The sequence below is a fragment of the Embleya sp. NPDC008237 genome, from assembly GCF_042956465.1.
GTDB lineage: Bacteria > Actinomycetota > Actinomycetes > Streptomycetales > Streptomycetaceae > Embleya.
The window spans coordinates 91,331-117,770 of the sequence record NZ_JBIBGL010000015.1 but is presented as its reverse complement, the minus strand read 5'-3'; the positions used below and the strand labels follow the sequence as shown (position 1 = coordinate 117,770).

The 26,440-nt window shown below is 71.7% G+C and carries 27 protein-coding genes; 14 read left to right on the top strand and 13 right to left on the bottom strand.

The genetic code is table 11. The features are described from left to right. Window positions 1-200 precede the first annotated feature (200 nt). Complete coding sequence (locus ACFZBU_RS33705) at window positions 201-2,750, bottom strand: hypothetical protein (protein WP_391587512.1); 2,550 nt, start codon at window positions 2,748-2,750, stop codon at window positions 201-203. A 108-nt stretch (window positions 2,751-2,858) separates the two neighbouring features. After that, window positions 2,859-3,122, bottom strand: coding sequence for a hypothetical protein (locus tag ACFZBU_RS33700; RefSeq protein ID WP_391587511.1), 264 nt, complete (start codon window positions 3,120-3,122; stop codon window positions 2,859-2,861). A gap of 6 nt (window positions 3,123-3,128) precedes the next feature. Between ACFZBU_RS33700 and ACFZBU_RS33695 the strand changes: the two genes are divergently transcribed. Both ACFZBU_RS33695 and ACFZBU_RS33690 read left to right on the top strand, forming a co-directional pair. Continuing rightward, window positions 3,129-5,090: a copper-translocating P-type ATPase gene (locus ACFZBU_RS33695; RefSeq protein WP_391587510.1), complete on the top strand. Its 1,962-nt coding sequence runs from the start codon at window positions 3,129-3,131 to the stop codon at window positions 5,088-5,090. Window positions 5,091-5,168: 78 nt separating this feature from the next. Continuing rightward, on the top strand, window positions 5,169-6,203 hold the full coding sequence (locus tag ACFZBU_RS33690; protein ID WP_391587509.1) for a phosphotransferase family protein: 1,035 nt from the start codon (window positions 5,169-5,171) through the stop codon (window positions 6,201-6,203). Between the two features lie 151 nt (window positions 6,204-6,354). Here ACFZBU_RS33690 and ACFZBU_RS33685 read toward each other — a convergent pair whose 3' ends face one another. Both ACFZBU_RS33685 and ACFZBU_RS33680 read right to left on the bottom strand, forming a co-directional pair. After that, a complete protein-coding gene (locus tag ACFZBU_RS33685; protein WP_391587508.1) occupies window positions 6,355-6,891 on the bottom strand; it encodes an RICIN domain-containing protein in 537 nt (178 codons plus the stop codon). A gap of 488 nt (window positions 6,892-7,379) precedes the next feature. Continuing rightward, window positions 7,380-7,967, bottom strand: coding sequence for a TetR/AcrR family transcriptional regulator (locus ACFZBU_RS33680; protein WP_391587507.1), 588 nt, complete (start codon window positions 7,965-7,967; stop codon window positions 7,380-7,382). Window positions 7,968-8,037: 70 nt separating this feature from the next. Here ACFZBU_RS33680 and ACFZBU_RS33675 point away from each other — a divergent pair, with 70 nt between their 5' ends. Beyond that, on the top strand, window positions 8,038-8,931 hold the full coding sequence (locus tag ACFZBU_RS33675; RefSeq protein WP_391587506.1) for an NADP-dependent oxidoreductase: 894 nt from the start codon (window positions 8,038-8,040) through the stop codon (window positions 8,929-8,931). Window positions 8,932-8,977: 46 nt separating this feature from the next. On the opposite strand, the gene ACFZBU_RS33670 is transcribed toward ACFZBU_RS33675, so the two are convergent. Next, on the bottom strand, window positions 8,978-10,072 hold the full coding sequence (locus ACFZBU_RS33670) for a Gfo/Idh/MocA family protein (protein ID WP_391587505.1): 1,095 nt from the start codon (window positions 10,070-10,072) through the stop codon (window positions 8,978-8,980). 163 nt (window positions 10,073-10,235) lie between these two features. Further along, window positions 10,236-10,697, bottom strand: a complete 462-nt coding sequence (locus tag ACFZBU_RS33665) for a hypothetical protein (protein WP_391587504.1) — start codon at window positions 10,695-10,697, stop codon at window positions 10,236-10,238. A 115-nt stretch (window positions 10,698-10,812) separates the two neighbouring features. Between ACFZBU_RS33665 and ACFZBU_RS33660 the strand changes: the two genes are divergently transcribed. The 3 genes from ACFZBU_RS33660 to ACFZBU_RS33650 all read left to right on the top strand — a co-directional run bounded on the left by ACFZBU_RS33660 (window position 10,813) and on the right by ACFZBU_RS33650 (window position 13,944). Next, on the top strand, window positions 10,813-11,265 hold the full coding sequence (locus ACFZBU_RS33660) for a PaaI family thioesterase (protein WP_391587503.1): 453 nt from the start codon (window positions 10,813-10,815) through the stop codon (window positions 11,263-11,265). Between the two features lie 110 nt (window positions 11,266-11,375). After that, window positions 11,376-13,028, top strand: a complete 1,653-nt coding sequence (locus tag ACFZBU_RS33655; protein WP_391587502.1) for an AMP-binding protein — start codon at window positions 11,376-11,378, stop codon at window positions 13,026-13,028. Between the two features lie 37 nt (window positions 13,029-13,065). Then, window positions 13,066-13,944, top strand: a complete 879-nt coding sequence (locus ACFZBU_RS33650) for a PaaX family transcriptional regulator C-terminal domain-containing protein (RefSeq protein ID WP_391587501.1) — start codon at window positions 13,066-13,068, stop codon at window positions 13,942-13,944. Between the two features lie 261 nt (window positions 13,945-14,205). Here the strand turns inward: ACFZBU_RS33650 and ACFZBU_RS33645 are convergent, their stop codons facing one another. Then, entirely contained in the window at window positions 14,206-15,300 is a 1,095-nt protein-coding gene (locus tag ACFZBU_RS33645) for an alpha/beta hydrolase (protein WP_391587500.1), read from the bottom strand. A 40-nt stretch (window positions 15,301-15,340) separates the two neighbouring features. Beyond that, complete coding sequence (locus ACFZBU_RS33640) at window positions 15,341-16,363, bottom strand: alpha/beta hydrolase (RefSeq protein ID WP_391587499.1); 1,023 nt, start codon at window positions 16,361-16,363, stop codon at window positions 15,341-15,343. A gap of 169 nt (window positions 16,364-16,532) precedes the next feature. On the opposite strand from ACFZBU_RS33640, the gene ACFZBU_RS33635 reads away from it, so the two are divergent. After that, window positions 16,533-17,204: a hypothetical protein gene (locus ACFZBU_RS33635; RefSeq protein ID WP_391587498.1), complete on the top strand. Its 672-nt coding sequence runs from the start codon at window positions 16,533-16,535 to the stop codon at window positions 17,202-17,204. Next, window positions 17,201-18,442: a PrsW family intramembrane metalloprotease gene (locus tag ACFZBU_RS33630; protein WP_391587497.1), complete on the top strand. Its 1,242-nt coding sequence runs from the start codon at window positions 17,201-17,203 to the stop codon at window positions 18,440-18,442. Before ACFZBU_RS33635 ends, ACFZBU_RS33630 begins: the two co-directional genes overlap by 4 nt. Window positions 18,443-18,506: 64 nt before the next feature. Here ACFZBU_RS33630 and ACFZBU_RS33625 read toward each other — a convergent pair whose 3' ends face one another. Both ACFZBU_RS33625 and ACFZBU_RS33620 read right to left on the bottom strand, forming a co-directional pair. After that, window positions 18,507-18,728, bottom strand: coding sequence for a hypothetical protein (locus ACFZBU_RS33625; RefSeq protein ID WP_391587496.1), 222 nt, complete (start codon window positions 18,726-18,728; stop codon window positions 18,507-18,509). Between the two features lie 11 nt (window positions 18,729-18,739). Beyond that, the gene (locus tag ACFZBU_RS33620) at window positions 18,740-18,985 is read right to left on the bottom strand and encodes a hypothetical protein (protein ID WP_391587643.1); all 246 of its coding nucleotides are present in this window, start codon (window positions 18,983-18,985) and stop codon (window positions 18,740-18,742) included. Window positions 18,986-19,020: 35 nt separating this feature from the next. On the opposite strand from ACFZBU_RS33620, the gene ACFZBU_RS33615 reads away from it, so the two are divergent. Next, window positions 19,021-20,043, top strand: coding sequence for a GNAT family N-acetyltransferase (locus ACFZBU_RS33615; RefSeq protein ID WP_391587495.1), 1,023 nt, complete (start codon window positions 19,021-19,023; stop codon window positions 20,041-20,043). On the opposite strand, the gene ACFZBU_RS33610 is transcribed toward ACFZBU_RS33615, so the two are convergent. Beyond that, window positions 20,036-20,953: an NAD-dependent epimerase/dehydratase family protein gene (locus ACFZBU_RS33610; protein WP_391587494.1), complete on the bottom strand. Its 918-nt coding sequence runs from the start codon at window positions 20,951-20,953 to the stop codon at window positions 20,036-20,038. The two genes, ACFZBU_RS33615 and ACFZBU_RS33610, sit on opposite strands and share 8 nt — an antisense overlap. Before the next feature lie 672 nt (window positions 20,954-21,625). Between ACFZBU_RS33610 and ACFZBU_RS33605 the strand changes: the two genes are divergently transcribed. Further along, the gene (locus ACFZBU_RS33605; RefSeq protein WP_391587493.1) at window positions 21,626-22,207 is read left to right on the top strand and encodes a hypothetical protein; all 582 of its coding nucleotides are present in this window, start codon (window positions 21,626-21,628) and stop codon (window positions 22,205-22,207) included. Here ACFZBU_RS33605 and ACFZBU_RS33600 read toward each other — a convergent pair. Further along, entirely contained in the window at window positions 22,143-23,072 is a 930-nt protein-coding gene (locus ACFZBU_RS33600) for a hypothetical protein (RefSeq protein ID WP_391587492.1), read from the bottom strand. The two genes, ACFZBU_RS33605 and ACFZBU_RS33600, sit on opposite strands and share 65 nt — an antisense overlap. A gap of 59 nt (window positions 23,073-23,131) precedes the next feature. On the opposite strand from ACFZBU_RS33600, the gene ACFZBU_RS33595 reads away from it, so the two are divergent. From ACFZBU_RS33595 to ACFZBU_RS33585, 3 genes are all read left to right on the top strand, one after another. After that, window positions 23,132-23,596 carry a hypothetical protein gene (locus ACFZBU_RS33595; RefSeq protein ID WP_391587491.1) on the top strand — a complete coding sequence of 155 codons (465 nt, stop codon included), beginning with the start codon at window positions 23,132-23,134 and terminating at the stop codon, window positions 23,594-23,596. Between the two features lie 163 nt (window positions 23,597-23,759). Continuing rightward, window positions 23,760-24,089: a DUF6247 family protein gene (locus ACFZBU_RS33590; RefSeq protein WP_391587490.1), complete on the top strand. Its 330-nt coding sequence runs from the start codon at window positions 23,760-23,762 to the stop codon at window positions 24,087-24,089. Next, a complete protein-coding gene (locus ACFZBU_RS33585; protein WP_391587489.1) occupies window positions 24,086-24,334 on the top strand; it encodes a hypothetical protein in 249 nt (82 codons plus the stop codon). Before ACFZBU_RS33590 ends, ACFZBU_RS33585 begins: the two co-directional genes overlap by 4 nt. 83 nt (window positions 24,335-24,417) lie before the next feature. Here ACFZBU_RS33585 and ACFZBU_RS33580 read toward each other — a convergent pair whose 3' ends face one another. After that, window positions 24,418-25,023, bottom strand: a complete 606-nt coding sequence (locus tag ACFZBU_RS33580) for a hypothetical protein (RefSeq protein WP_391587488.1) — start codon at window positions 25,021-25,023, stop codon at window positions 24,418-24,420. A 240-nt stretch (window positions 25,024-25,263) separates the two neighbouring features. Here ACFZBU_RS33580 and ACFZBU_RS33575 point away from each other — a divergent pair, with 240 nt between their 5' ends. Further along, complete coding sequence (locus ACFZBU_RS33575) at window positions 25,264-26,202, top strand: sigma-70 family RNA polymerase sigma factor (protein ID WP_391587487.1); 939 nt, start codon at window positions 25,264-25,266, stop codon at window positions 26,200-26,202. The last annotated feature ends 238 nt before the right edge of the window (window positions 26,203-26,440 follow it).

Sequence of the window (26,440 nt, the reverse complement as noted above, 5' to 3'; positions counted from 1 at the left end):
CGCTGTGCCCGAGGGCGCCGCCGCCTCGGCGATCCGGGCCGCCGGCTGCCGGTGCCGTGCCGCGCGCCGGATCGACCCGCCCCGCCGCGAGGTCCGCGCCGCCTCCTTCCGTCCGCCGCGCACGCCGCGTCGTGTCGTTGTGTTTCGTGCTTTCCGCGGTCCGCCGATCAGCGCCGCCGTGCGGCGTGGCGCGGTGTGGGTCAGGTGTTGTCGGGGTTCGGGCCCGGGGTGTTGGCGATGAGGGCTTCGGGGGCGGGTTCGGGGCCGGTCAGGAGGTGGCCGTCGAGGAGGTCCAGGGTTGCGGACAGGCTCGCGGCGGCGGCTCGGGCGGCGCCGGCGGTGAGGGGATCGCCGGTGTGGGCGGCGAGCTCGGCGAGTTCGCGTTCGGCTTCGGGCCGGTCGGCCAGCAGGGTGTGCCGCAGGTCGGTCAGCGGACCGGCGATCCAGGACTCGGCCTCCGCCTCGGTTTCGGCGACCCGACGCATGGCGTCCACCCAGCGGCTGACGGTGCCCAGCGACTCGCGGGCGTATTCGAGCAGTCGACGCCTGGCCGGTCCTTCCAGGCGGTGGCCCTTGCCGTTGCGGAACTCCTCGTCGATCGCGGAGAGTCGGTTCTCCAACTCGTGGTGCTTGTTGAGTCGGCGCAGCGCCTCGGCGACCTCGTCCAGATCGCGACGCTCGTTGCCGGCGGCCAGTCGCAGCAGTCGGCCGAGCAGGCCGTCCTCGGGCCGCCACCACAGTTGGGCGATCGACGTGGCCCGTGGGAAGCGCAGGTGGCGCGGGTGCAGCAGCGCCTCGGCGGCGTCCGCCGCACACGTCGCGGCGCCCGCCTCGGCCTCGGCGAGCGCCTCGAGCGCACCGAGGTTGCGGGTGCCGCCGAGCAGCCCCTGCGCGGAGCCGGTGGCGATGTGGCGGGCCAGGCCCGCCACCGCGGGCAGGTCGCCCAGGCCGGCGGCGGCCTCCTGGAGCAGGCCGTACGTGCTGTGCCCGCACAGTACGGCGGCGCGCGCCGCGGCGGCGACCGTCAGCAGTTGGGTCGCCCGGTCGTGGCTGGGCTCGTTCATCGCCATCTCGTCGAGTTCCTCGCGCAGCGACACGGCGACGGCGCCGGTGTCCGAGCGTGCGCCGTCGGCATAGGCCAGGGCGCGCAGCGCGGATATGCGTTCCGGCGCGTCGGGCGACATGGCCTGTGCCGCAGAGGCGTAGTCGCCCCGGCCGATCAATTCGCCGATCAGCGCCGCGGGCTCGGGATCGGCCGGTGCCTCGGGAGTGCGCTCCGCGGCGGCGGCGGCGTTCGTGGAGTCCGAGTCTTCGGCGTTCGCGTGGTTCGGCGTGGCCGTCCCCGGGTCGTCGTCCTCCGTGGGGCCGTCTTCTTCCGCAGCCGATGCCTCGTCGGCGTCGGCGGGCCGCGTGTCGGGCGCCGGGGTCGGGCCGGTGTCGGTATCGGTATCGGAGCCCGGGGCCGAGTCCGAGTCGGCTCCGGGGGACGTCGCCCGCGCCGTGTCCTCGGGCGCGGTCGCCGCGTCCTCCGCAGCGGCCGAGGTCGGCGTCTCGTCCCAGGACAGCCGGCCACGTAACGCGGCGTTGACGATCGTCGGGTCCGGTAGGTGCGGGCGGATCGTCTCGGCCAACTCGTCCACCCCGTCGTCCCGGTCGGCCGCGATCGCGTCGATCAGCCCGCCGAGGTCGGCCAGGGCCAGTACCCGGCGGCGGTCGGCCGGTTCCCAGTTCTCGTGACGGGTGCTCAGGTCGGTGGCCAGCTCGCGGAGTTCGCCGATAGCGGTGGCGTGCGCCGGCGGGCCGTCGAGGTGCCGGAAGCGGTCCACGCCGGCCAGTTCGCGGGCATGAACGGCGGTCTCGTGTGCGGTGATCGCGTCGGCCAGCCCCGGCCGGTCCTCGGGCAGGGTGTCCGGTTCGACCTCGACCAGCGCGCCGACCGCCGCGCGTGCCTCGGCCACGGCCGGGCCGACGAGGCCGAGCATGGTCAGGTCGGCCTCCTCCGGAGCGCGGCCGGCGGCGACCGCCGCGGTCACCGCGTCGGCGGCGGCCCGGGCCCGGCCGAGGGCGTCGTCGAGCGAGCGCAGCGGCGACGGGGGCTCGCCGGCGCCGCACATCCGGTCCCGGCAGAACGCCTCGAATCGGCGACATGCGGCCACCACGTCCGTGATGATGTCGGCGGGCCAGCCGGGCAGGGCGAGGTCGGCCTCGGTCAGCGCGAGCCGCAGCAGCGCGGCGGCCTGGCAACTGAATCCCCAGTCGGCGACCGCGGTGAGCCGGATCAGATCGGGCGTGAAGGTCGTGGCCTTCAGGCTTTCCAGGATCTCGCCGTCCAGCGCGCCCGAGTCGGTGTCCAAAGTCGCGGGCAGCAGCACGCGCAACACGGGCAGGGTGACCACCTGCGCGGTGTAGCCGCGCACGCTCGGGGTCTGCTTGCGCAGCCGCTTGAGCGCGTGTTCGGCGATCGCGGGGGTCGGTCGGCGGGCGGGCGGTACGCGCAACGCGCGCAGGGTGTCGGTCCGGGTGGGGTTGGGCAATCGCCACAGGGCGTCGGCGAGGACGTCCGGGGCGATTGCCGCGAGACAGTCCACGAGTGGGTCGCCGAGGCGGGCGAGTTGTACCGCGACCGCCGACTTCTCCCGGGCTATCTCCTGCTGATCGTGATCCGGATGGTCCAGGAAGGGTTGCAGTTCGCCCGACGAGGTCGCCCACCACAGCCAGTCGACGCTGCGGGATCGTGGCTGACGCACCATTTTGGCCTCCCGGAGGAGAGGGGGATGGTCTCTGGTTATACCGCCGCCGGCCCGAGATGCGGATGGTTCTGCCGGAATCGCAAGGAATGAGCGCGGGTCGATCGAAGGTTATCCATACCCCTGGGTGGTATAGATGAAGAGTCGACGGCGGACGAGGAAGGGAACGGGATGGAGCACGGCCGGATCGGGCGGGACGAACACTCGGGCCATCCGGAGCCGGCGGGCGGTACGGATCATTCGGATCGCCCGGATCATGCCGGGCACGGGGGCTCCGCGGAGGCCGCCGGGCGGGCAGGGCGCGGTGACCATGCAGATCACGGTGGGCACGGTGGGCATGGCGAGCACCAAGGTCACGCCGGTCACGTCGGTCACGCCGAGATGTTCCGCGGCAAGTTCGTGCTGAGCCTGCTGCTCTCCGTCCCGGTGCTCGTGCTGAGTCCGATGCTCGCGGACCTGCTCGGCTATCACGAGCCGTCGTTCACGGGCTCGTCCTGGATCCCGCCGCTGCTCGGCACGCTCGTGTTCGGTTACGGCGGGTGGCCGTTCCTGACCGGCGCACGCGACGAACTGGCCGCGCGGCAACCGGGGATGATGACGCTGATCGCGATGGCGATCACCGTCGCGTTCGTCGCCTCCTGGGCATCCACCCTCGAACTCGCGTCGCAAGAACTGGACTTCTGGTGGGAACTGGTCCTGCTGGTCGACATCATGCTGCTCGGCCACTGGCTGGAGATGCGTGCCCTCGGCGCCGCCTCGGGGGCACTGGACGCACTCGCCGCGCTGCTTCCGGACGAGGCGGAACGGGTGCGTCCGGATGGCGGGTTCGAGCAGATCCCGGTGGCCGCGTTGGCGACCGGCGATACCGTCCTGGTGCGTTCCGGGGCACGTGTCCCGGCGGACGGCACGATCACGGACGGTGCGGCCGAGTTCGACGAGTCGATGATCACCGGCGAGTCCCGACCGGTGGCGCGCGGCGCGGGTGCCACCGTCGTGGCCGGCACGGTCGCGGTGGACAGCGCAGTGCGGGTGACGGTGACCGCGACCGGGGAGGGCACCCAACTCGCGGGCATCCGGCGGCTGGTCGGCGAGGCGCAACAATCCCGCTCCCGGGCCCAGGCGTTGGCGGACCGGGCGGCGGCGCTGCTGTTCTACTACGCGGCCGGCACCGCGGTCCTGACCCTGGTGGTGTGGTCGCTGCTCGGCGAGGGCGGATCGGCGATCGAACGGACCGTCACGGTCCTGGTGATCGCCTGCCCGCACGCGCTCGGGCTGGCCATCCCGCTGGTGATCGCGATCTCGACGGAGTTGTCCGCGCGACAGGGCATCCTGATCAAGGATCGCATCGCGCTGGAGCGGATGCGCAACGTCGACGTCGTGCTGTTCGACAAGACCGGCACCCTCACGCGCGGCGCGCCGGCGGTGACCGGTGTCGCGGCGGCGCCCGGCCGGGACGAGACGAGAGTGCTGCTGCTCGCGGGCGCCGCCGAGCGGGAGAGCGAACACCCGCTGGCCCGGGCGATCGTGCGGGCGGCCGAGGAGCGCGGCAGGCCGGTCGCGGCGAGCGGGTTCCGATCGATGACGGGCCGGGGCGTCGAGGCGGACGTGGCCGGCACCCGGGTGCGGGTCGGCGGGCCGGCGCTGTTGCGCGAGGCGGGCGTCCGAGTGCCCGAGGGGCTGTCGGCGGCGGTCGGGGACTGGGTCGGACACGGCGCGGCGGTGCTGTACGTGCTGGCCGACGACGAGGTCGCCGGGGCACTCGCGCTGGAGGACGAGATCCGTCCCGAATCCCGCTCCGCGGTCCACGAGTTGCACGCGGCGGGGGTGCGCGTCGGGATGCTCACCGGGGACGCCCGGCAGGTGGCCGAGTGGGTCGGGCGCGACCTCGGGGTGGACGAGATCTTTGCCGAGGTACTGCCCGGCGACAAGGACGCCAAGGTCGCCGAACTCCAGTCCCGCGGCCTGCGGGTGGCCATGGTCGGCGACGGCGTCAACGATGCTCCGGCGTTGGCCCGCGCCGACGTCGGCATCGCGATCGGCGCGGGTACCGACGTCGCCGTCCAGTCGGCGGGCGTGGTGCTGGCCTCGGACGACCCGCGCGCGGTGTTGGGGGTCCGTCGCCTGTCCACGGCCGTCTACCGCAAGATGCGACAGAACCTGGCCTGGGCCGCGGGCTACAACATCGTCACGGTGCCGCTGGCCGCGGGTGTCCTGGCCTGGGCGGGCGTGGTCCTGCCGATGGAAGTCGGCGCCATCCTGATGAGCCTGTCCACCGTCGTCGTGGCCCTCAACGCCCAACTTCTCCGCCGCCTCGACCTCCGCCCGAACCCCCACACCACCTGACCGCCCAACCGGCACAACCACAGACTGCCCCCGGCCCCGGTCCGTTGCCCGGCGCGCATGCGGTATCGACGCCGGCCCATGGGGCCGGACGGCGGGGCTTGGTGGTGGGGATCGGCGCGGGGTTCGGGTGGATACGCTGCCGACGTGGATGGTGGCGGGGTCGGCTGGGAGCGGACGCGGGTGTGGGTCGAGGCGGGGTTGGCCTCGGGGGAGCGGGTGGTGGGGGGCGAGCGGCTGATCGGGGGCTGGACCTCGGTGATGCGGCGCTTGTGGGTGGTCGGGCCCGGGGGTGAACGGCCTCTGGTGCTGCGGTCGTTCGTGAAGCCGTTCTTTCTGGTGCATGCCGAGGGCCTGCTGGACCGTGAGGCGAAGATCCTCGGGTTGCTTGCCGACACCGACATTCCGGCCGCGACGTGCCTGGCCGTGGACCCGCGTGGCGAGCACTGCGATCATCCGTCCCTGCTGATGTCGTTGCTTCCGGGCGGGATTCGGCTGGGCGACGACGGCGCCGACGAGCGGATCGTGCCGCTCGCCCGCCAACTCGTGGCCGTGCACGCGATCGTGGTCGACGATCGCGATCGACCTCGCGACTATCAGGCGTGGACCGCCCCCGAGCGCGTGCGCGTACCCGAGGATTCCGGGCGGCCCGAGCTCTGGCGGCGCGCGGTCGACCTGATTCGGCGCGAACCGCCGCCGTATCGTGGGTGCTTCCTGCATCGCGACTTCCACCCGGGCAACGTGCTTTTCACCGGCGAGGGTGCGCACACCCGGGTCACCGGCGTGGTCGACTGGGTGGAGACCTCGTGGGGGCCCGCCGACCTGGACGTCGCGCACTGCTCGACCGCCCTGGCCCTGCTGCACGGGCCGGCCGCCGGGATGAGCTTCGCCGCCGCCTACACCGCGGCCGGCGGTCGGCTCGCCGAGGACCCCGCCGCCCACCTGTACTGGCGGCTGCTCGACGCGCTCGGCTACGCCCCCGACGCGGAGAAGATCGCCGTCCCGTGGCGCGAGGCGGGTCGACCCGACCTGACCCCGACCCTCGTGGCCGGGCGCCTGGAGGAGTATATCGCCGCACTGCTGGACCACTTCGACGAACCGGTGCGGCGCTGCTGATCGACCCTGCGGGTCGCGGCGTTCCGGGGTTCGAGTGGGGCTGGTGGTCGGCTTCGGAGGGCTCGTTGCGGTGCGTTTTCGTGCGTGGCGCGATGGGTGTGGTGCGCACCGGGGTTGCCGATGCGCACCGCGTCGTGCACTTGCGGGTGGGTCAGTCGAGGAAGCCGAAGGTCTGGCTCAGGACCGGCTTGTTGTCGGCGATCCGGCAGGTCGCGATGTACATCGCGCCGCCGTTGTAGTTCTGGTTGGGGTCGGCCTCCAGACACCGTCCGGAGGTCGGGTTGAACCACGCGTTGACGTTGATCGGGATCCATGCCTGGGAGGTGCCGACGTTGCAGTCCCACAGCCGGACCGGGGAAAATTCTCCGGTACCCATCGCCTGCAGGCACTTGAACCCGGTGCCGCCGACCACGAGGCTGTACGCCGCGCTGCCGTTGTTCTGCGGCACGGCGAGCCAGAGTTGATTGTTCGGGGTGGTGCTGTTGGCCGGATTGCCGATGCACTGCCACTGCTGGACGGTGGCGCCGTTCGTATTGAGGTTGTTGGCATCGGCATCCAGGCATTTCCAGTTGGATCCGATGAGCATGCGCGAGAAATGATTCGGAATGACCATGGCGGACGCGGACTGTGGAATGGCGAGCAGCAGGAGCGCGCACGCGGCGAGTACGCCGGCGATCTTCTTGATCATTTTCAGCCTCCGTCGGGGTGCCCGTCGCCATACCCGGGGTTGGCGCTCGGGTGGCTCAGAGGATGGCCGGGGAGGATCGATCTCTCAAGCAACCCGATGGTCGAGGTGATGGGATTCGGCCACCGACGGGCCGTTGTCGGGCCATCGCTCGGCCGGCTCGGGCCTCGGCCGTTTGTGCCGGTTCCGGTGCCGCTATTCCCGGTCGGTGGAGCGCCGGCGCGAAAATGCCGGACCCGGCTGCCCCGTATTGCATTCTTTTCGGGCGGATGAGCGGGAGTCGGCGTCGGATATTTGCCCGGCGGATGATCGACCGGAAATAGACCGAGGTTTTTCCATTGACACGTGTAAGTGTCGCGCGTCGATGCCGGAATTCCCGATGGTACACCGGATCGTTTCGGCCTCGGCCGGCCGGGTGGGGTTATCGAATTTCCGCTTTCCGGAATTTCGGATTCCGGAAAGCGGAAAGGACCACCCGCGGGAACGGCTTCTCACGCACGTGGTGAGGGGCGGCCGACCTCCCAGGACGCCTCGATCATCCGGAAGATCTCGTCCACCGCGGCCTGCGGATCGGCCGCCTCGCGGGCCAGTGAATAGGCGTCGATCACGAACCTGGCGATCGTCCGGCAGGCCGTGGTGGTCCGCGGCAGGTCGAGGTCGGCGGCGATGGCCGCTGCCAGCGACTCCGCGTGGCGCAGCCGCATCGATTCCTCGTACTCCCGCAGGCCGGGTGACTCGTCGATCATGCGCCAGATCGGGGCGGCGCCGTCCCCCGTGCAATGTTCCACCAGGGCCCGGATCTCGCCGCGCAGTGCGGGGATGAGCGGCTCGTGCGGCGCCCGGCCGGTGACCGCCCGGATGAGACCTTGTTCGAAGTCTTCGTCCTGCTCGAACACCAGCGCCTCTTTCGAGGCGAAGTGGGAGAAGAGCGTGGTGACGGCCACGTCGGCCTCGGCGGCCACGTCCCGGATGCCCACCGCGTCGTACCCGCGTTCCAGGAAGAGCCGCAGGGCGGTGTCGGCGATCTTCTGGCGGGTCGCGGCCTTCTTGCGTTCGCGGCGTCCGGGCGGCACGGTCATGACCTGACGCTATCAGATGCGAATGCGTAACGGTTGTTAAACACTAACCGTTAGTGTTACGGTCCGACGCATGAAGAAAGTGAGCTTCGCCGAGTTCGGCGGTCCGGACGTGCTGCGCCTCGAAGACGCCGAGGAGCCCCACGCGGGCCCCGGCCAAGTACGCATAGCCGTACGGGCGGCGGGTGTGAATCCCGTCGACTGGCGGGTCCGTGAAGGCCAGGTTTTGAAGGCCCATCCGATCGAATTGCCCGCCGGTGTCGGGCTGGACGCAGCCGGGGTGGTGGACGAGGTCGGCGAGGGTGTCGACGGGGTCGAGGTCGGCGACCACGTGTTCGGCGAAGGTTCGAGCACCTATGCCGAGTTCGCCGTGCTGTCGGCCTGGGCGCGGATGCCGGAGGGTCTGACGTTCGAAGAGGCCGCGGGGTACCCCTCCGTGGTGGAGACCGCGCTGCGCATCATCCGTGAAGTGGGTGTGCAGCCCGGGCAGACGCTGCTGGTCAGCGGTGCGTCCGGGGGAGTCGGATCGGCGGTCCTACAGATCGCCCGGGACCGCGACATCACGGTGATCGGCACGGCCGGGGCCGCGAACCAGGACTATCTGCGCGGCCTGGGCGCCCTCGCCACGACGTACGGCGAGGGGTGGGTCGAGCGGGTGCGCGGGCTCGGCCGGGTCGACGCGGCCCTGGATTTGGCCGGCTCGGGTGTGATCCGCGAGTTGGTCGAACTGACCGGGGACCCGCGGAAGGTGGTCTCCATCGCCGATCTCGGCGCGCCGGAGTTCGGCGTGCGATTCTCCGGCACGGCCGGGAGCGTGCCGGACGCGCTCGCCGAGGCCACCGACCTCATCTCGCGGGGAAATCTCCACATCCCGGTCGAGAAGTCCTACACGCTCGCCGAGGCCGCGGCGGCGCACATCGACAGCCAAGCCGGCCACACGCGCGGGCGCCGAGTCGTGGTCGTCTGAGCCGTTTCCGGGGCAACGGCACGGCCCGGCGTGCCGAATCCCTCGATTACCGGCTGCACGGGACCCATCGACCGCCGGCGGCTGCGGAGGCGCGGACGGCGTCGAGGACGCGTTGGCCGGCGACGCCGTCGGCGAAGGTGGCGTGCCGGGGGGCCTCGGCGGCGGGGTCGCCGTCGATCAGGGCGGCGAACGCGGCGGCGAGGCGGGTGTACGGCGCACGGTCGATGCCCATCGAGTGGAGCAGGTCATAGGCGGTGTGCATCAGGTCGGACGGGGGCGCGATCGGGTCCGGGTTGACCAGGTCGGCGGGGGTTTCCACGCGGCGGTCGCCGGAGGCGTCGGCGAGCCAGACGTCGTCGAACTCGACCCAGGCCGTGCCGTGGGTGCCGGCCACGCGCGTGGTCATCAGCGGCGGCCCGTAGATCCCGGCGGAGCTTTGCAGCGTGCCCTCGACACCGGTCACCGTGCGGAAGCGGATGTTGAAGGTGTCCTCGGCGGTCTGCCCCGGCCGGTCCGCGACCAGTGGCAGGCCCGCGCTGACGCCCGCGAACTCGCCGAGCGTGTGCCGGATCTGGTCGATCCAGTGCGAGGCGTGCGCCCCCAGCCAGCCGCCGCCGTCCTCGGCCCGACCCCACCACGCGGGCACCTCGGCGGCCGGTCCGGTCAGTACCGGGATGTGCAACAACCAGGTGGCGAGCCGGGGTTCGCCGATCGCGCCGGCCGCGATCAGCCGCGCGAGCAGGGCCTGCGAGGACTGCCAGCGGAACTCGGTGCCCAGCATGTGCACGACGCCGGCCTGCTGCGCCGCCGCCAACATCCGCGCCGCCTCGTTCGCGTCGCTCGCGAACGGCTTCTCGCACACCACGTGCTTGCCCGCCGCGACCGCCGCGAGCACGATCTCGGCGTGCGTGTGCGGCGGCGTGGCCACGGTCACCGCGTCCACGCCGTCCAGGGCGAGCGCCGCGTCGAGGTCGGTGAACGCGTACGGCACCCCGAAGCGCTCGGCCCGCTCGGCGGTACGCACCGGGTCCCGGCCGACCAGCGCCCGTACCTCGAAGCCCGCGTCCCGGAAGGCGGGCAGGTGGGTGATGCACCCGAAACCGGTTCCCACGATCGCCACACCCAGCTTGTTCCGCGCCATGACGTCGCTCTCCTTCTTCGGGGCCGAGGCTTCGGTGTCGACCGCGGCCACGGCGGGGGCGGGCCCACCGCGGGCCGGCCGGGGCCGAAACGCGCGCCTACGGTAAGGGAAGCTGTCCAACTTCGCCATGACGCCGCCGTGTGACGAACCGCATCCGACGGGGTCAGCGGTTCCGGTATGCCGACACGCCCTCGATGGTCAGTCGCGCCCGCGCCATCCGGCCCCCGCCGATCGTCGGCTCCGGGTCCAGGATCAGCCCGAGTTCCGCGCATACCGCCGTCGTCGGCAGTGCCGCCTCGACCTCGGCGGCGGGATATCCGAACACGTCGACGTCCCGCCAGACGACCGGGTCCGTCTCGGTGCCGGGCTCGCGTTCGAAGACGATCGTGCGGCACCCGTGCTCGGAGCCGGTCACGTCGATGCGCAGGGTGCCCGATCCGCCGCCGAAGCTCCAGAACTCCCGGTGGCCGTCGTCGACCCGGCGCGTCCCGGCGCACGACCAGTAGGGGCGCACGTCCACCACGGTGGACAGTGCCCATTGGGCCTGCCGCTCGCTCATCCCGAAGCGCAGCATGCCGGCGCCGCGCGGCAACACCACGCCCACGCCCGGCAGCAGTTCGAACATGCCCCGATTGTGCACACCGGGCCCCGGCGGCGGTGATTCGGACTCTGGTTCGATGATCACCTGCCCGTATCCGCTCCCCGCCGGGCCGGTTTCCCGAGCGAAAGGTGATACCGCGATGACCGAGACCCCCGCCGACCCGCCGACCGGCTCCGAGGCGCTCGACTTCGCCCGATCCGTGCTCGCCGCCCAGCCGTTCAGCCGACTCGTCGGGGCCAGGATCACCGAGTTCGGCGGTGGGCGGGCCACCCTGGAGGTCGACGTCCGCGACGAACTCCGGCAACAGAACGGCTACTTGCACGGCGGCGTGCTCGCCTACGCGGCCGACAACGCGATCACCTTCGCGGCCGGCAGCACCCTCGGCTCGGCCGTGCTCACCGGCAGCGTTTCCGTTCAGTACCTGCGGCCGGCGCTCGGTGCCGTGTTGCGCGCCGAGGCGCGGATCGTGCATGCCGGTCGTCGGCAGGCGGTCTGCGACTGCAGCCTGATCATGCGGGGCGCCGACGGCGGCGAGACGGTCTGTGCGATCGGCCGGGGCACGGTGCTGGTGGTCGACGGCACCGCCGACTGACGGCCCGCCTGCCGCCTGCCGCCCGCGGGGGCAAGGGGATGTCCCCGAGGGCAGATGTCGCGTACCGTTGACTGTCGTCACGATGGCAACAGGATGATGAGGTGCCGGCCATGCAGCTCCGTCCCTCCGCACACGTCGACACGTTCTCCCGGGATCGGCTGCCGCCGGTCGAGCAGTGGCCCGAGCTGATCTTCGAGCTGCCGGAAGCGTGCTATCCGGACCGGCTCAACTGCGCCGTCGCACTGCTCGACGACACCATCGCGCGGCACGGGGCGCACCGGCGCTGCCTGCTGACCGCCGACGAGACCTGGACCTACGGCGACCTGCTCACCCGGGCCAACCAGGTCGCACACGTGCTGACCGAGGACCTGGGCGTGGTGCCCGGCAATCGGGTCCTGTTGCGCGGCCCCAACAACCCCTGGCTGGTCGCGAGCTGGTTCGGCGCGCTGAAGGCCGGCGCGGTCGTGGTGACCACCATGCCGCTGCTGCGCGCCCACGAACTCGACGCCATCCACGAGATCGCCCGACCCACCGCCGCACTGTGCGATCACCGCTTCACCGCCGAACTCGACGCGGCGCGGACCCCCGGCCTGCGCGTACTGACCTACGGCGGGCCCGGTGAGGACACGCTGCCCGCCCGCTGCGCAGCGAAGAGCACCGGGTACGAGGCGGTGGACACCGCGTGCGACGACGTCGCGCTGATCGCGTTCACGTCCGGGACGACCGGTCGGCCGAAGGCCACGATGCACTTCCACCGGGACGTACTCGCCATCGCCGACACCTTCTCCGCGCACGTCGTCCGCCCCGAGCCCACCGACCTGTTCACCGGGACCCCGCCGCTGGGCTTCACCTTCGGCCTCGGCGGGCTGGTGGTGTTCCCGCTGCGGGCGGGCGCGGCCACGCTGCTCCTGGAGCGGGCCACCCCCGAGGAGCTCGCCGCCGTCGTGGCCGAGCGGCGGGTCACCGTACTGTTCACCGCGCCGACCGCCTACCGGTCCATCCTCGGCGCCGGGCTCGTCGACCTGCTCGCGGGCGTGCGGCGCTGCGTGTCCGCCGGCGAGGCGTTGCCGGTCGGCGTGTGGCAGGCGTATCACGACGCGATCGGGACGCGGATCATCGACGGGATCGGTGCGACCGAGATGTTGCACGTGTTCGTCTCCGCCGCCGACGACGCGATCCGCCCGGGGGCGACCGGGCTTCCGGTGCCCGGCTACCGCGCCGCGGTGCTGGGGCCGGACGGCAAGCCGGTCCCGGACGGTACGCCCGGGCAGCTCGCGGTCAAGGGCCCGACCGGCTGCCGCTACCTCGACGACCCGCGGCAGTTCGACTACGTGCGGGACGGCTGGAACATCACCGGCGACACCTACATCCGCGACGCCGACGGCTACCTCTGGTACCAGGCCCGCAGCGACGACATGATCGTCTCGTCCGGCTACAACATCGCCGGCCCCGAGGTGGAGGCGGTGCTGTGCGCCCACCCGGACGTGGCCGAGTGCGGGGTGGTCGGGGCGGCCGACGAGCGGCGCGGGATGGTGGTCAAGGCATACGTGGTGCTGCACCCCGGGGTGGTCGCGGACGAGGCCACGGCGCGTGCGCTCCAGACGTTCGTGAAGCAGACCATGGCGCCGTACAAGTACCCGCGGCTGGTCGAGTTCGTGTCCGAGCTGCCGCGCACCGACACGGGCAAGCTGCGGCGCGGCGAACTGCGCCGGCGTGCGGCGCGGGGTACGCCGGTAGCCGGGGCGGGGCCGGCTCCCGGATAGGATCGCCGGCGAACCAGACTCCGCGAGGAAGGCGACCATGGCGGAGACCCCGGCCCGGCCCAGCTCGTTGATCAACACCGTGTACGGCGCGTTCGTGCGTGGTCTCGGCGGCTGGATCTCGATCGCCGACCTGATCGTGCTGATGGGCGAACTCGGCGTGGACGCGCCTGCGGTGCGATCGGCGATCTCGCGGCTGAAGAAGCGCGGCACGCTCACCCAGGAGCGGCGGGACGGTACCGGGTATCGGCTCAGTCCGGCGATGGAGTCGATCTTCGACGAGGGCGATCGGCGGATCTTCGGCAACCTGGAGCCGGCGCGGCTGGAGGACGGCTGGGTGCTGGCGATCTTCTCGGTGCCCGAGTCCGAGCGCGCGCACCGCCACCAACTGCGGTCGCGGCTGACGTGGCTGGGCTTCGGCAATGTGTCGCCGGGGGTGTGGATCGCGCCGGCCCGGCTGCTGGAGGATGCTCGGCGCACCCTGGTTCGGGTTGAACTCGCGGACTACGTACACCTGTTCACGGGCGATGCGGCATTCGCGGAGTTGGGCTCCGCGGTCGGGGACTGGTGGGACTTCGAGGCGATCGAGGAGCAGTACGCGCTGTTCACCGACGAGTACGGTCCGGCCGCCGCCGAACTCGTGGGGCGGCCGATGGTGGATACGGTCGACGCGTTTCGCACGTACGTGCCGATGTTGACGCAATGGCGGCGGTTGCCGTATCTGGATCCGGGGCTGCCGGCGGAGTTGTTGCCTGCGGATTGGAATGCGGTCGAGGCTCGGAAGGTGTTTCTGTCCCTGCACTCGCTCCTTGCGGAGGGGGCGAGGGGGCACGTTCGGGAGGTGGCGGGGTTGGCCTCAGGCGCCGGCCGGGCTGATTTGGCCTCAGGCGCCGGCCGGGCTGATGGGGTGTTCGGCTGACCTCGGGCGTCGGTCGGGCTGGGGTGGCCTCAGGCGCCGGCCGGGCTGAATTGGCCTCAAGCGCCGGCCGGGCTGAGTGTGCTCAAGCGCCGCACGGGCTGATTTGGCCTCAGGCGCCGGCCGGGCTGATTTGGCCTCAGGCGCCGGCCGGGCTGATGGGGTGTTCGGCTGACCTCGGGCGTCGGCCGGGCTGAATTGGCCTCAAGCGCCGGCCGGGCCGAGTGGGGTTGTGTGGGCTGGGGTGGTGGTCGGTGGGTGGGGTCAGGTCATTGTTTTGGTGAGCCAGCGGAAGACGTCGGGGACCATTCGGCGCCAGACGTCGGTGCCGTGGCCGCCGCCGTTGATTTCGGCGAGGGTGATGGCTGTGGGGGGTTTGGCGAGGGCCTTGAGGGCTTGGGCGTCGCCGTAGCCGTCGCCCTTTTCGCCGGCCAGGTAGAGGGCGACCTTGGGGGGCTGGGGTGCGCCCTTGAGGATGTTCAGCGGGTTCGCCGAGACGCGCAGGGCCGGGTCCTTGGACGTGACCGAGTCGGACTCGCCCTTGGGGTCGTTGTAGCCGGACAGGCTCACGCCCGCGCCGTAGCGGTCCGGGTGCAGCAGCGCCATCCGGACGGCGCAGTGGCCGCCGGCCGAGTAGCCCGCGATGGCCCAGTGCTTGGGGTCGGTCTCGGCGCGGAAGTTGTCGATCACCATGCGGCGCACGTCGCCGGAGATCCAGGTGTCCGCGTTGGCCTTGCCCGGCACGTCCGCGCAGCCGGTGTCCTCGTTGCCCGCGAGCAGCTTGGTCCGCGGCGAGACCAGGATGAACGGTGCCACCTCACCCTTGGCCATCAGGCTCTTGAGCTGCTTGTTGACGTCCAGCGTGCCGAACCAGGCCTTGGCCGAGCCGGGGTAGCCGGGCAGTAGTTCGACGACGGGGAACTTCTTGTCCGCGAACGCCGGGTCCTTGTACTGCGGCGGCAGCCACACGTAGACCTCGGCCTCGACGGCCGACTGCGGGCCCTTGAGGTTGGTCTCCTGGACGCCGTCGCCCATCTTGCCGTCGGAGGCGGGCTCGAACTTGCTGATCAGCTTCTGCTCGGGCGCCGGCGGCGGAGCCGGTTCGCGGGCCTCGGTCACGTGGCCGCCACCGGTGCCCAGGAAGTCGTCCCAGGTGTCGTAGAGGCTGTTCGCGTTGTTGACCATCACGAAGACCATCAGGATGGCCGTCGCCTGGCACGTGACGAGCATGAACAGCCGTCCGACGACTCTGACCGCCTTCGGCCCGGGGATGCGGTTCCATGCGACCAGCGCCAGCACGAGGGCCGCGATGGCGAGCACGATGGTCGTTATGTAGAAGGGAGTACCGGTCAGGCTCACTGTGGTCTTCCAGGGGGATTCAGCGACGATCCGGACACGGTCAGTCGGCGGTGGGCGGGGACATGTGGCGGCCGAGCCAGCCGAGCAGATCCGGGATCATCTTCTTGAAGTGCGACGTCAGATGCCTGCCGGCGGGCTGCTCGTAGTACTCGATGCGTACGGGTGGGGCTGCTTTCGCGACGAAGGCCTTGACCAGGCGGACCTCGGCCGCGTCCCCGCCGCCCGCGGTCGCGAGCACGTCGATGTCCGCCTTGCCCGCGGCGATCAGCTTGTCCGGGCTGTTGGCGAGCCGCTCGGCCTCGTGGCCCTTCCACAGCGGGGAGTCCGGGTTGAAGTAGCCGTCGATCGGCACCGCGACCTTGAACCGGTCCGGGTGCTGGAGCGCGAGCTTGACGCTGCAGAACGCGCCGGTGGAGGCACCCATCACCCCCCACCCGGCCGGGTCGCGCAGCGTGCGGAAGTTGGCCTTGACCAGGTCGGGGATGTCCTGAGCCATCCAGGTGCCCATCTTCGGCTGTCCCGGGATGTCACTGCATTCGAGGCTGCGCTTCTCGTCCTTCTCCAGGTTCTGCACCGGCATCACCATGATGAACGGATGACTCGTGCCGGCCCGGCTCTGGCGTACGGCCTCCTGCTGGATCGGCAACTGGTTGTCGGTCCAGGTGTTGTAGCCGTTGCTCTGGCCACCCGCGTAGAGCGTGAGCACCGGGAAGCCGTGCTTCGCGAAGGCCGGGTCGTTGTACTCCGGCGGCAGCCACACCCACACCTTGCCGGTGACGCCCGACTTGGGGCCCGTGTACGAGGTCATCAGGATCGGCCCGACCGTGGTGGTCGTGGCGGTCGTGAAGTTCGTCGTGGGACCGGTCGGCATCACGGCCTTGGTCGGCGCGGCGGGCTTGGCGGGCGGGCTCGCCGCGCCGCCGGACTGCGACGGTGCCGCCGTGGACTTGGCGTGTTCGGCCGCCGAATCGCCGGACGAGCCGCACGCGGACGCGGTCACCGCGACGAGTACGGCACCGAGCAGCGCCGTCGCGCGACGACGGCGTGCGGAAAGGGAGTTCAAGGGAAGGGCTCCGGCAGGCGTCAGGGGGTGCTGTTGACAAAAACGACCTTAACCGGACATCGAAACGGTCACTCGACGGCTCTGTAACAGCCGTCCATCGATCGGCGGGACGAAAACAGCGTTTTCGTGATTTTACCGTGACCGAGTCACCCCTTCGGTCGAGCCACGAGTGACTTTCGGCGACGGCGAGGGTACCGGCGAGGACGCCGTCGGCCGCAACCAGGAGTCGCGCTTGTCCTTCACCACGCCTGTCCCGCGACCCCCCTCCCCGGATTCGAGTCCGAGTTCGAGGTCGGGGCCGATTCCGCGTACGCACGGACTGCGCGCGACGGTCGTGGTGGCACTCGTGATGTTGTTCCTGATCGCGATTCCGTACCTGCTCAACCGCTCCGTCGTCGGCGCCGCGCCGGTGCGGGCCGGCCAGGTGGTCACGCTGGGACCCTTCCGCTATCGGCCGGCGCCGGGTTGGCAGATCGACCGGGGCGCCTCACAGGCCGATCTGGTCAGCGTGCTGGTCAAGGGCGCGACCACGTACCGGTTGACCCCGCTGGGCCGGCAGTCCTCGGCCGCGGGCGCGTTCAGGGCGGCGGCGCGCCGTTACGAGGCGACCGGGCGCGGACGGATCGGCGGCGACCCGGCCACGGTGGCCACCGCACGCGGGCTCACCGGCCTGGTCGCGCCGATCGGTGGGAACACCGTGGCCGGCACGCTCACCGTCCTGGTCGGCGGCGGCCAGGGTCTGGGGGTCTGGCTCACCGCCCGGCACACCGCACCACTGACCGAGGCGATCGCCGACGACGTGGTGACCATGGTGGATTCGGTGGAGGTGGTCGACTCGTGAGTGTGGCTCCGCTGACCGATCGCCGGGGCCGGCGGGACGCGGGCAGCATCGTGCAGCCCGGGCGTGCCGCGTTCTGGCTGTATCCGATCGTGCTCGCGCTCGGCGCCGCCAGCGTGGTGCCCAACTTCGTCCGGCTGTCCTCGGCAGCGCCCTCCGGCGCGATCGTGCTGAGCGTGGTGATCCACACGCTGTGGTTGATCCCGGCGCTTGCCGTGATCACCCACCTGGACCTGTTCGAGCGCGAGCCGCTGTCGTTCTGCGTGGCCGCGGTGCTGTGGGGCGGCGTGGTGGCGACCGGATTCGCGCTCGTGGCCAACGACAACGTGCTCAGCTATCTGTCCAAGCTGGATCCCAAGTTCGCCACCGACTGGGGTGCCTCGATCTCGGCGCCGGTGGTCGAGGAGACGCTCAAGCTGCTCGGCGTGGTGATGCTGATCCTGATCAACCGCCGGGTCTTCGAGAGCGTGCTCGACGGCTTCGTCTTCGGCGCGCTGGTCGGCCTCGGGTTCCAGGTGGTCGAGAACGTGATGTACGCGCTGAACGCGGCGATCCAGGCGGGCGAGACCTGGACCGGCGGGATCATGGCCAGCTTCTTCGTCCGGGCGATCGTCAACGGGCTGTGGAGCCACGCGGCGTTCACCGCGATGACCGGCGCGGGCGCGGCATACGTGGTGGTCGGCGTCCGGCGGCGGCTCGCGGTTCGGCTCGCGGCGGCCGGCGCGCTGTACGCGGTCGCGTGGGCCCTGCACTTCGTGAACAACTCGCCGATCCTGGAGATCGTCCTGGAGCGCACCGACTGGTACCTGACCATCGTGCAGATCGTGCTCAACGGGCTGGTCGTGCTCGCCATCGCGAGCTTCGTCTACCGGCTCGCCGCCCGACAGGAGTATCGCTGGTTCGCGCGCGCTGTGGGCGACGAGCCGGATTTGCTGCCACTGCGCGAACTCGCCGCGCTCGCCTCGAACAAGACCCGCAAGGAAGCGGTGGAGGCGGCCCAGCGCGAACACGGTCGCAAGGCGGCCCGGGCGCAGAGCCGATTGCAGCGCGCCCAGTTGGGCTACGGTGTCGCGCTGGCCCGCTCCGCCGACCCGGACAGCGATCCGGGTGTGGCCCGCTGGCATCGCCGGATCGACCGGGCCCGGGCCCAGGTGGTGGCCGCGGACGCGGAACCGCCCGAGTCACCGGATGCGCCGACGCCGCATGCGAAGGCGCCCCGCGAGTTGCCGGAGGTGCCGTAGTCGGATCCGGCCGGCTTCGGGTCGACGCCTCCGCGGCGGCCCGAAGCCGGCCGGATCCGGACGGTCAGCGACAGGTGTGCGGGTCCGGCGCGGTTCGCCGGTCCGCCTGTCGGGGCCATTCGGTGTCCTGCACCCACGCGGTCTCGTCGAGATCGGTGAGTCGGTCCTCGCGCAGCAGGTCCCTGGGCGCGGTGCTGAGGTCACGACGACCGAGCGAACGCACCACCAGGAGTACGGTCAGGCCGAGCAGACACGCGGAGACGGCGAGCACGACGAGTCCGTCCATGGTGCTCCTCCCTACCTACCTCTAGGGCAGTTGCCCTCCATGCTCCCGTGCGAAGCCGACATTGGGAACCCGACGCAGATGAACACGGGGCGACGGGTTGCGCCGCGCCGTCCCCGGGCATCCGGCGGCTCGGTGCACCCCGGGGCCGCGGTCAGCGCGTCCAGGCGGGCGGCGACGATCGAGCGCATCCGGTCCGAGCCGACCAGGGCGGGGCGCATCGCGGCGTGGACCGCGAGGCCGTCGAGGGGGGCGTGCAGCCTGTCGGTTTCCAGGTCGAGCGCGGGCTCGGGTGGTGCGGTACTTCGCGCTGCGGCCGGAGATCTTCGACCCGGGTGCCCGGCAGTTGGCGATCGGGGTGCCGTTGACGTTCGTGTGGTGCCCGGCCGGCGTGGTGTTGCCGGCGATGGTGTTCATCCACGCGATCCCGGTGCCGCGCTTCATGCGGTCGACCCGGGTTGGGCGGGCGCCGGGGCCCGGTGAGAATGGCCGGATGGGCGCACCGATCGAAGCGATGGACCGCAATCTCGCCGAGCACGCATGCCACGTGCACCGAAGCACCCCCGGGATGCGGGTGGACGAGGACGACGGCGTGGTCGTCGCGGACAGCGGCCTGGGGCACGACTCGTACAACATCGTCGCGGGCGCGCGACTGACCGCCGAGACGGTGGGGTCGGTCGTCGAGCGCACCATGCGCCGGGTTGCGGCGACCGGACGGCCGTTCTCGTGGTGGGTCACGCAGGGGTCGCGGCCGACGGATCTGGCCGAGCACCTGGTGGCGCACGGCCTGCCGGTCGGCGACACCGAGGTGGCGATGTGGACACGGTGGAGTCGGACCACGCCCGCCGAGGCCGCGCTCCCGGCCGGGTTGCGGATCGAGCCGGTGCGCACGCGCGCGGGGCTGCTCGACTTCGCCGGGGTGCTCGCCGCGCTCTGGACGCCCTCCGCGCAGGACGTCGTACGGTTCGCCGAACTGACCGCGGAGGCCGCGCTCGGGTCCGCCGCGCGCTACCTGGTGGGGTACGTGGCGGATCGGCCGGTGGCCACCGCCGAGGTCTTTCCGCACGCCGGCGTCGCGGGTGTGTACAACATCGCGACGCTCGCCGCGCACCGGCAGCGCGGATACGGCGCGGCCCTGACCCGGGCCGCGCTGGACACGGCGGTCGACGAGGGGTACCCCGTCGCGGTGTTGCAGGCCTCGGCTGTGGGTGAGCCCGTGTACCGGAAGCTGGGCTTCGAGGTACTCGGGCCGGTCACCGAGCATGCGTTCCCCGGGAGCGGGGCCGGGTCGAACGCGGAGGGCGGGCGGGCTACTTGAGCAGTTCCGGGTGCAGCGCCCCGACCATCCGGCGCATGCCGTCCCGCCAGTGCACGGTGGTGCGGCCGGTGATCTCGTGCATCCGGGTCAGGTCCAGCGTGACCGAGTCGATGGTCGTGTCCGTGGGGTTGAACTCGGGCGTGACACCGGTGAGTTCGGCCAGATAGCCGCACCACTCCTCGATGCTCACCGGGTCGCTGCCACCCCAGTTGACCGTGGTGACCTCGGGCGTGGCCGCGGCGAACAGTGCGGGGAGAGTGCCGGCGATGTCGTCCACGTGGATCGGGTGGTAGATGCTCGGCGCGTTGGTGTGCACGTCGATCGGCGCGCCGCCGAGCATCATCTCCAGGTGGATCCCGGGCCAGCCGCCGTTGTCGCCGTAGGGCACCGACAGTCGCGCGATCGTGGTCGGCAGCGCGAAGCGGCGGGCACCCCAGCGGGCGGCGCCCTCGGCCGCGATCTTGCAGATGCTGTACGTCTCCAGGAACGACCACACGCCGTGGTTGTCGCCGAGCGACGCGCTCTCGGCGAGCTCCTTGTGGCCGGCGGGCTGGTACACCGCCGTGGAGGAGCAGTGCAGGAACGCCCGGGCGGCTTGGTGGTGTTCCATCAGGGACAGGACGCCTCCCGCATTCGCGTCCAGGTCCACGTTCCAGTCGCCGTTCTTGGCGACGGCGAAGTTGACCACGTAGTCGGCGTCGGCGGGCAGCGCCGCGACGTCGCCGGCGGCCAGGTCGATCCGAACGCACGTGACGCCTGCGGCCTCCAGGCGCTCGCGGGCCTCGTCGTCGTGGAAACGGGCTGCGCCGTACACGTCGTTGTCCCGGGCGAGGATCTTGGCGACCGGTTCGGCGACTTGGCCGGTGACTCCGGTGACGACGATCTTGGCGCCTGTGAGGGTCGATGCCATGGGGTCCTCCGTGCGGGTTCGCTGCGCTTTGCTGGTGGGATTTTTGGTGGTTTTGGCGGGTGGGTGCGGTCTGGGGGTGGAGGCTCTTTTGTCCTCAAACGCCGGACGGGCTGATTGTGGTTGCCGGACCGGTGGTTCGAGGTGCGGTTGGGGTGTCCTGCGGACGGCTTGTCCTCAAACGCCGGACGGGCTGGGTTCGGGTTGGTGGGCTTGGTGGGTTGGGCTGCGGTGGGGGTTGTCCTGCGGACGGCTTGTCCTCAAGCGCCGGACGGGCTGATGGGGGTTGCCGGTGGTTCGAGGTGCGGGTTGGGGTGTTGTGCGGCCGGGTGTCCTTGAGCGCCGGGTGGGCTGGATTGGGGTTGGGTGGCCGGGTGCCTTGCTTGCGGTTGGGGTGTCCTGCGGACGGCTTGTCCTCAAGCGCCGGACGGGGTGATTGGGGTTGGTGGACCGGTGGTTCGAGGTGTGGTCGGGTGTTGTGCGGACGGGTGTCCTCTAGTGCTGGGTGGGGTGGATCGGGGGTGGTCGGGTCGTGGGTGTGGGCGCACGTTAGTGCAGGATGCGGTTGGGGGGAAGGGAGGGGAGAGGGGGTTCCCTTATGTGGGGGTGCGGGCGGAACGGGGGGGTGGCCGACGGGCGTCTTCGGTGGCGGGGGATCGACGTTCGGAGGCAGCCATGGGTGTGACGGGGTACTGCCGACTGTGTGGGACTTCGGTTGCGGACGAGCGCCACGGGTATTGCGAAGGGCGGCTGTGCGGGGCCGACCTGGCCGGGCAGCGGGTCGGGGATCCGGCGCTCGCGGTGCAGGTCGGATTCGAGCGGGCGCGGGTGGCGGCGGCCCCCGGGGACGTGGTCGAGGCGCGGCTGGTGGTGCGTAATCGCGGGGGTGCGGCCGAGCGGTTCCGGGTCCGGGTGTTCGACGCGGAGCGGGTCGTGGTGGTGGAGCCGGAGCCGGGTGTGCCGATCGGACCGGGGGCGCAGGTGGTGTGGACCGTGCGCTACCGGGTGCCGCGCGAGATGGGCCCGGTGGGTGCGGGAGCCCCCGGCGGGCCGGGGCCGGGGCTGCTGTATCACGCGGCGGTGCGGGCCGAGGCGGTGCGCGATCGGCGAGTGGGTGCGGCGGCCGTGCTGGATGTGCGGATCCGTGGCGGTACCGACCGGGCCGACCCGGAGTCGAGCGGTGCGCCGCGCTTCAGCGCGTCCAGTCGGGGGCGTACCGCTCGACCAGGCGCTGCCACGCGGGGACGCCGCCCTTGAGCGGCCAGGCCCGAGTCAGGCCGTAGCCCTCGCGCAACCGGTGCAGGTCCCGGGCGAGTTGCCGGCCCGCGTCGCGTACCGCGTTCCCGACGGCGCCTTCGGGAACCCCGGCGATCGCGGCCATGCGTTGCTCGTAGCCGCCCACCGGGCCTGCCACGTAGGCGTCGTGTTCCGTCGGGCGGGAGAGCACCAGCAGCGGCGGCACCCGGCCCTCGGCGAGCGACGCGGCGAGCCGGTCGTGGCCGTCGAGGACCACGTGCGTCTGGAACATGCTGATCCACCAGACCAGGACCGGCGGCAGCGAACCGTCCCGGACCTGCTTGCGATACGCCTTGACCCGTCCGTGCTCGGCCGACGCGAGCGGGCGCAGCGGCATGATCTCCCAGTAGTGATAGGTGTGTGCGTTGAAGTCGATGTGCCCCTCGGGCCAGGTGGGCAGCGTCGGCAGGGCGAACTCCGGGAAGCGCAGCCGGGTGCGATCCATGTCCCGCGACAGCAGCCACTCACCCCCGTACAGCGGCCCGGTCCGGCTCAGCTCGTCCGCCATGCGATGCGCCCAACGGGCATACCAGGCAGGGTCGTTCGGGGTGCCCAGGGCGCGTGCCTCGGCGGCGCGCAGCGGGGCGAACGGGGAGCGGTACGGGGTGGGACAGCGGTAGTCCACGCCGAACCAGCCGGCGTCGACCTCGGCGAGCAGCAGCGGTGGTGCGTCGGCGTCGGGAGCGCCCTCAACCGAGGCGTCGACCAGTACGAATCTGCGGTTGTGCGCCGCCAGCAGGCGCAGCGACGGCCGCGCCGACTCGGGCACGTCCAGGCGCAGCGCATCCCAGTCGCCGCCCGGCCGGGTGAGATTCGTGCGGTCCATCCGGCGATCCTAGGGCCGCGCCCGGGCCGCGGCTCGGGTCGGCCGGCAACATGTCCGGAATGAAGGGATCGCTGTGGTTCACCTGGACCCTGTCGGGTTCCGGCTGGGCCGACTGCACCATCGCCGACATCTCCGGGGAGGCGCAGTTGGTCGTCTCCTACATCACCTGTGCCCCCGAGGAACTGATCGGCGCGGTGACTCGACTCGCGCTCGGCGAACCGGACGACCACAAGGTGATGTTCGAGGCCGAACCGAACGGCTATCTGTGGCACCTGAGTCCGGACGGCGACGCGGTGGACGTGCGGATCGTCGAATACGCCGACGCGGCCGTGCGCACCCGGCCCGGCGACGTGTTGTGGGAGGCGCGCCACCCGATCGAGCTGCTTGCGCGAAGCGTGCTGCGCGGCTTCGACCGGGTGGACTTCGACCTCGGCGAGGACGGCTGGTACGCCGATTGGCGACGGCCGTTCCCGCGCCGCGAGTTGGAGGCGCTGCGCACGGCCTGGCAGAAGTTGAGGATGTGAGCGGTTCGGGCGGCTGAAGCCGGCCCTGCCGGCCGCGTCGAAGTGGTGCGGGTTGCGCAGCGGCGCCGTCCGGGCCGTGTCGGGGTGACGCCGGCGGTGTCGGCGGCAGCGATTTTCGGCGTGCCTCGGTGTCGGGCGGATGCGTGGTGCGACGCTTGGGCGCATGACCGCACCTCGTGATCCATCCGTCCCGGACGTGACCATCCATACCGGCGGCGCGCTGTGGCCCACGCCGGGGCAGTTGCGTGCCGAACTGCCGGATGGGGCGCGGGAGGAGTTCGAGGACGAGTACGGCCGGGCGCTGGACCATGCGCGTGACGCGGGGGATCTGGCCCAGCTGGCGAGCGTGCTGATCCCGTGGCAGCGGCGGCTGGTCCACCACCGCAACGGGGACTACGAGGCCGTGTTGGAGCGGGCCCGGCGGATTCGGGACGGCGATCTGTCGGGGATCGTTCCGGCGCGGGTGGACCGGTTGTTCCGGGCGCAGCGGTGAACTACGGCGTCGAGTACCACGTCGAGGCCGAGGCGATCCGGCGCACCCTGCCGGCCACCGCGCGCCGGGCCTGGGCCGAACTGGAGCGGCGGTTGCGGAACGACCCGTGGAATGCGGGGGCGCGGATGAGCGGGGGCCTCAGGGACACGCTGGAGGCGGCGTTCGCGGCGCACGGGTTCGCCACGTACATCGTGCAGGAGAACCGGGTGATGGTGAGCGTGATCAATCTGGTGTGGATCGGGTGAGGTCGACCGGGACGGGCCCGTTCGGTTCGGTCCGCTCGTTGCGGCTCGGGCCGTTCGCTTCGGCTCGGGCCGTTGGGTTCGGTTCAGTCGGTCTTGAGGGTGAAGTGGTGGGTGGGGAAGGTGAGCGGGATGTCGGTCGGGCCGGTGGGGCAGGTCGCGTGCAGGGTGCCGGTCGGGGTCAGGTCGAGGGTGCCGGTGCGGAAGGACCTGGGGACCTGGAACGCGAGTTCGACCGAGGCGAGGTAGGGATTCGGCTGCGGGGAGGCGTTCAGGACCGGGACGCGGCGGCCGTCCGGCAGGCGCAGCACCACCTCGTCGGCGAGCTTTTGGCCGTAGGCGAAGGTGCAGCCCGATGCGCCGCCGGCAGCGGTCGGGCGCAGTGCGGCGTGCAGGCCGATCAGGACGAACGTCGCACCCTGTGGGGCGGTGCCCACCTGCGGCAGGCGATCGGTGACCCGGGGCCGTTCGGGCGCGGTGGTCACGCCGACGGCCAACTCGAAGGCGACCGGCCAGTCCTGCCGGCCGGCCGTGGCGGACACGATGCCGTCCGTATACCCGGTGATCTCCCGATCCTGGGCCGCGGCCGCGGTGTCGCCGCAGGCCGCGCAGCAGGCGGCGGCGAGCAGGGCGAGGACGGTCGGCGGTAGCGCGCCACGCCGCACGGGCATGTTCCGCCGTGGCCTGGGCACGCACTCGCCTCCTTGATCCCGGTTGCCGCGCCCATGCAACCAGGGGTTCGGCCCCGGGGACAGCTCTGCGGGTGGATCGGCGGGAAGTCCCTCACCACCGACGCGGCCGGCGGGCCGTGCGGGTGAAGCCCGGTCGGCGCAGGCCGTGGGCGGGGCGTCGGGGTGGTGGATTCCGGGTGTCATATCGTCTGGAAACCGCCGGTCACAGCGCTGCGGGAACGGGAACGGGAGAAACGAACGATGACGGAGCACGAATTGCTGGCCGAACGGTTCGAGGAGAACCGGAGCCACCTGCGGGCGGTGGCGTATCGCATGCTCGGCTCGCTCAGCGAAGCCGAGGACGCGGTCCAGGAGGCCTGGCTGCGCCTGGATCGCTCCGACATCAGCGATGTGCACAACCTCGGCGGTTGGCTGACCACGGTGGTCGGGCGGGTGTGCCTGGACATGCTGCGCTCGCGCAAGTCCCGGCGCGAGGACATGTGGGACACCCACGTGCCGGACCCGATCCTCTCCCGCGCGGACGGGGCCGACCCCGAGGAACTCGCGGTACTCGCCGACTCCGTCGGACTGGCCATGCTGGTCGTGCTGGACACGCTCCCGCCCGCCGAACGACTCGCCTTCGTGCTGCACGACATGTTCGCGATGCCGTTCGACGACATCGCGCCGATCGTGGACAAGTCGACCGCGGCGACCCGGCAACTCGCCAGCCGGGCCCGGCGCAAGGTACAGGGGGCCTCGGCCGCGCCCGAGCCGGATCTGCCCCGCCAGCGCCGGGTCGTGGACGCGTTCCTCGCCGCCTCCCGGGGCGGCGACTTCCAGGCGCTGCTGGACCTGCTCGACCCCGACGTCCTGCTCCGCGCCGACACCGGTGGCGGCCCGATCGGCGTGTCGCAACTGGTCCGCGGTGCCCGCGCGGTGGTCGAGCAGGCGCTGAGCTTCGCCCGCTTCGCGCAGTACGCCCGACCCGTGCTGATCAACGGCGCGCCGGGCCTGCTGAACGCGCCGGGTGGCCGCGCGTTCGGGGTGATGGACTTCACCATCGTCGGCGACAAGATCGTCGAGATCAACATCCTCGCCGACCCCACCCGCCTGGCTCGGCCCGAGAACCAGGACCTGGTCGGTCCGACCGGGCCGGTCGACCCGGAGCTCGCAAAGCTGTTGGGGTTGCCTACGGACTGAACCGGGGCAACTCCGCGGAATGCCGATGCCGGCGCGGGTACCCGCACGGCGCTGACACCGGTGCCGACGCGGGGGCGTCGGTGTCGGTGTCGGTGTCGGCTTCGGTGGGCCCGCTCCGGGCTGCCCGGGTGCGCCGACGGCGCGACTCCGCGGCGGGGGCGGGGACGGGGCAGGCCTGGTCGACCGGCCTGCGGTGCTCGGGTTGTTCGGAGTCCTGCGTCGAGAGGGTCCGGATCGG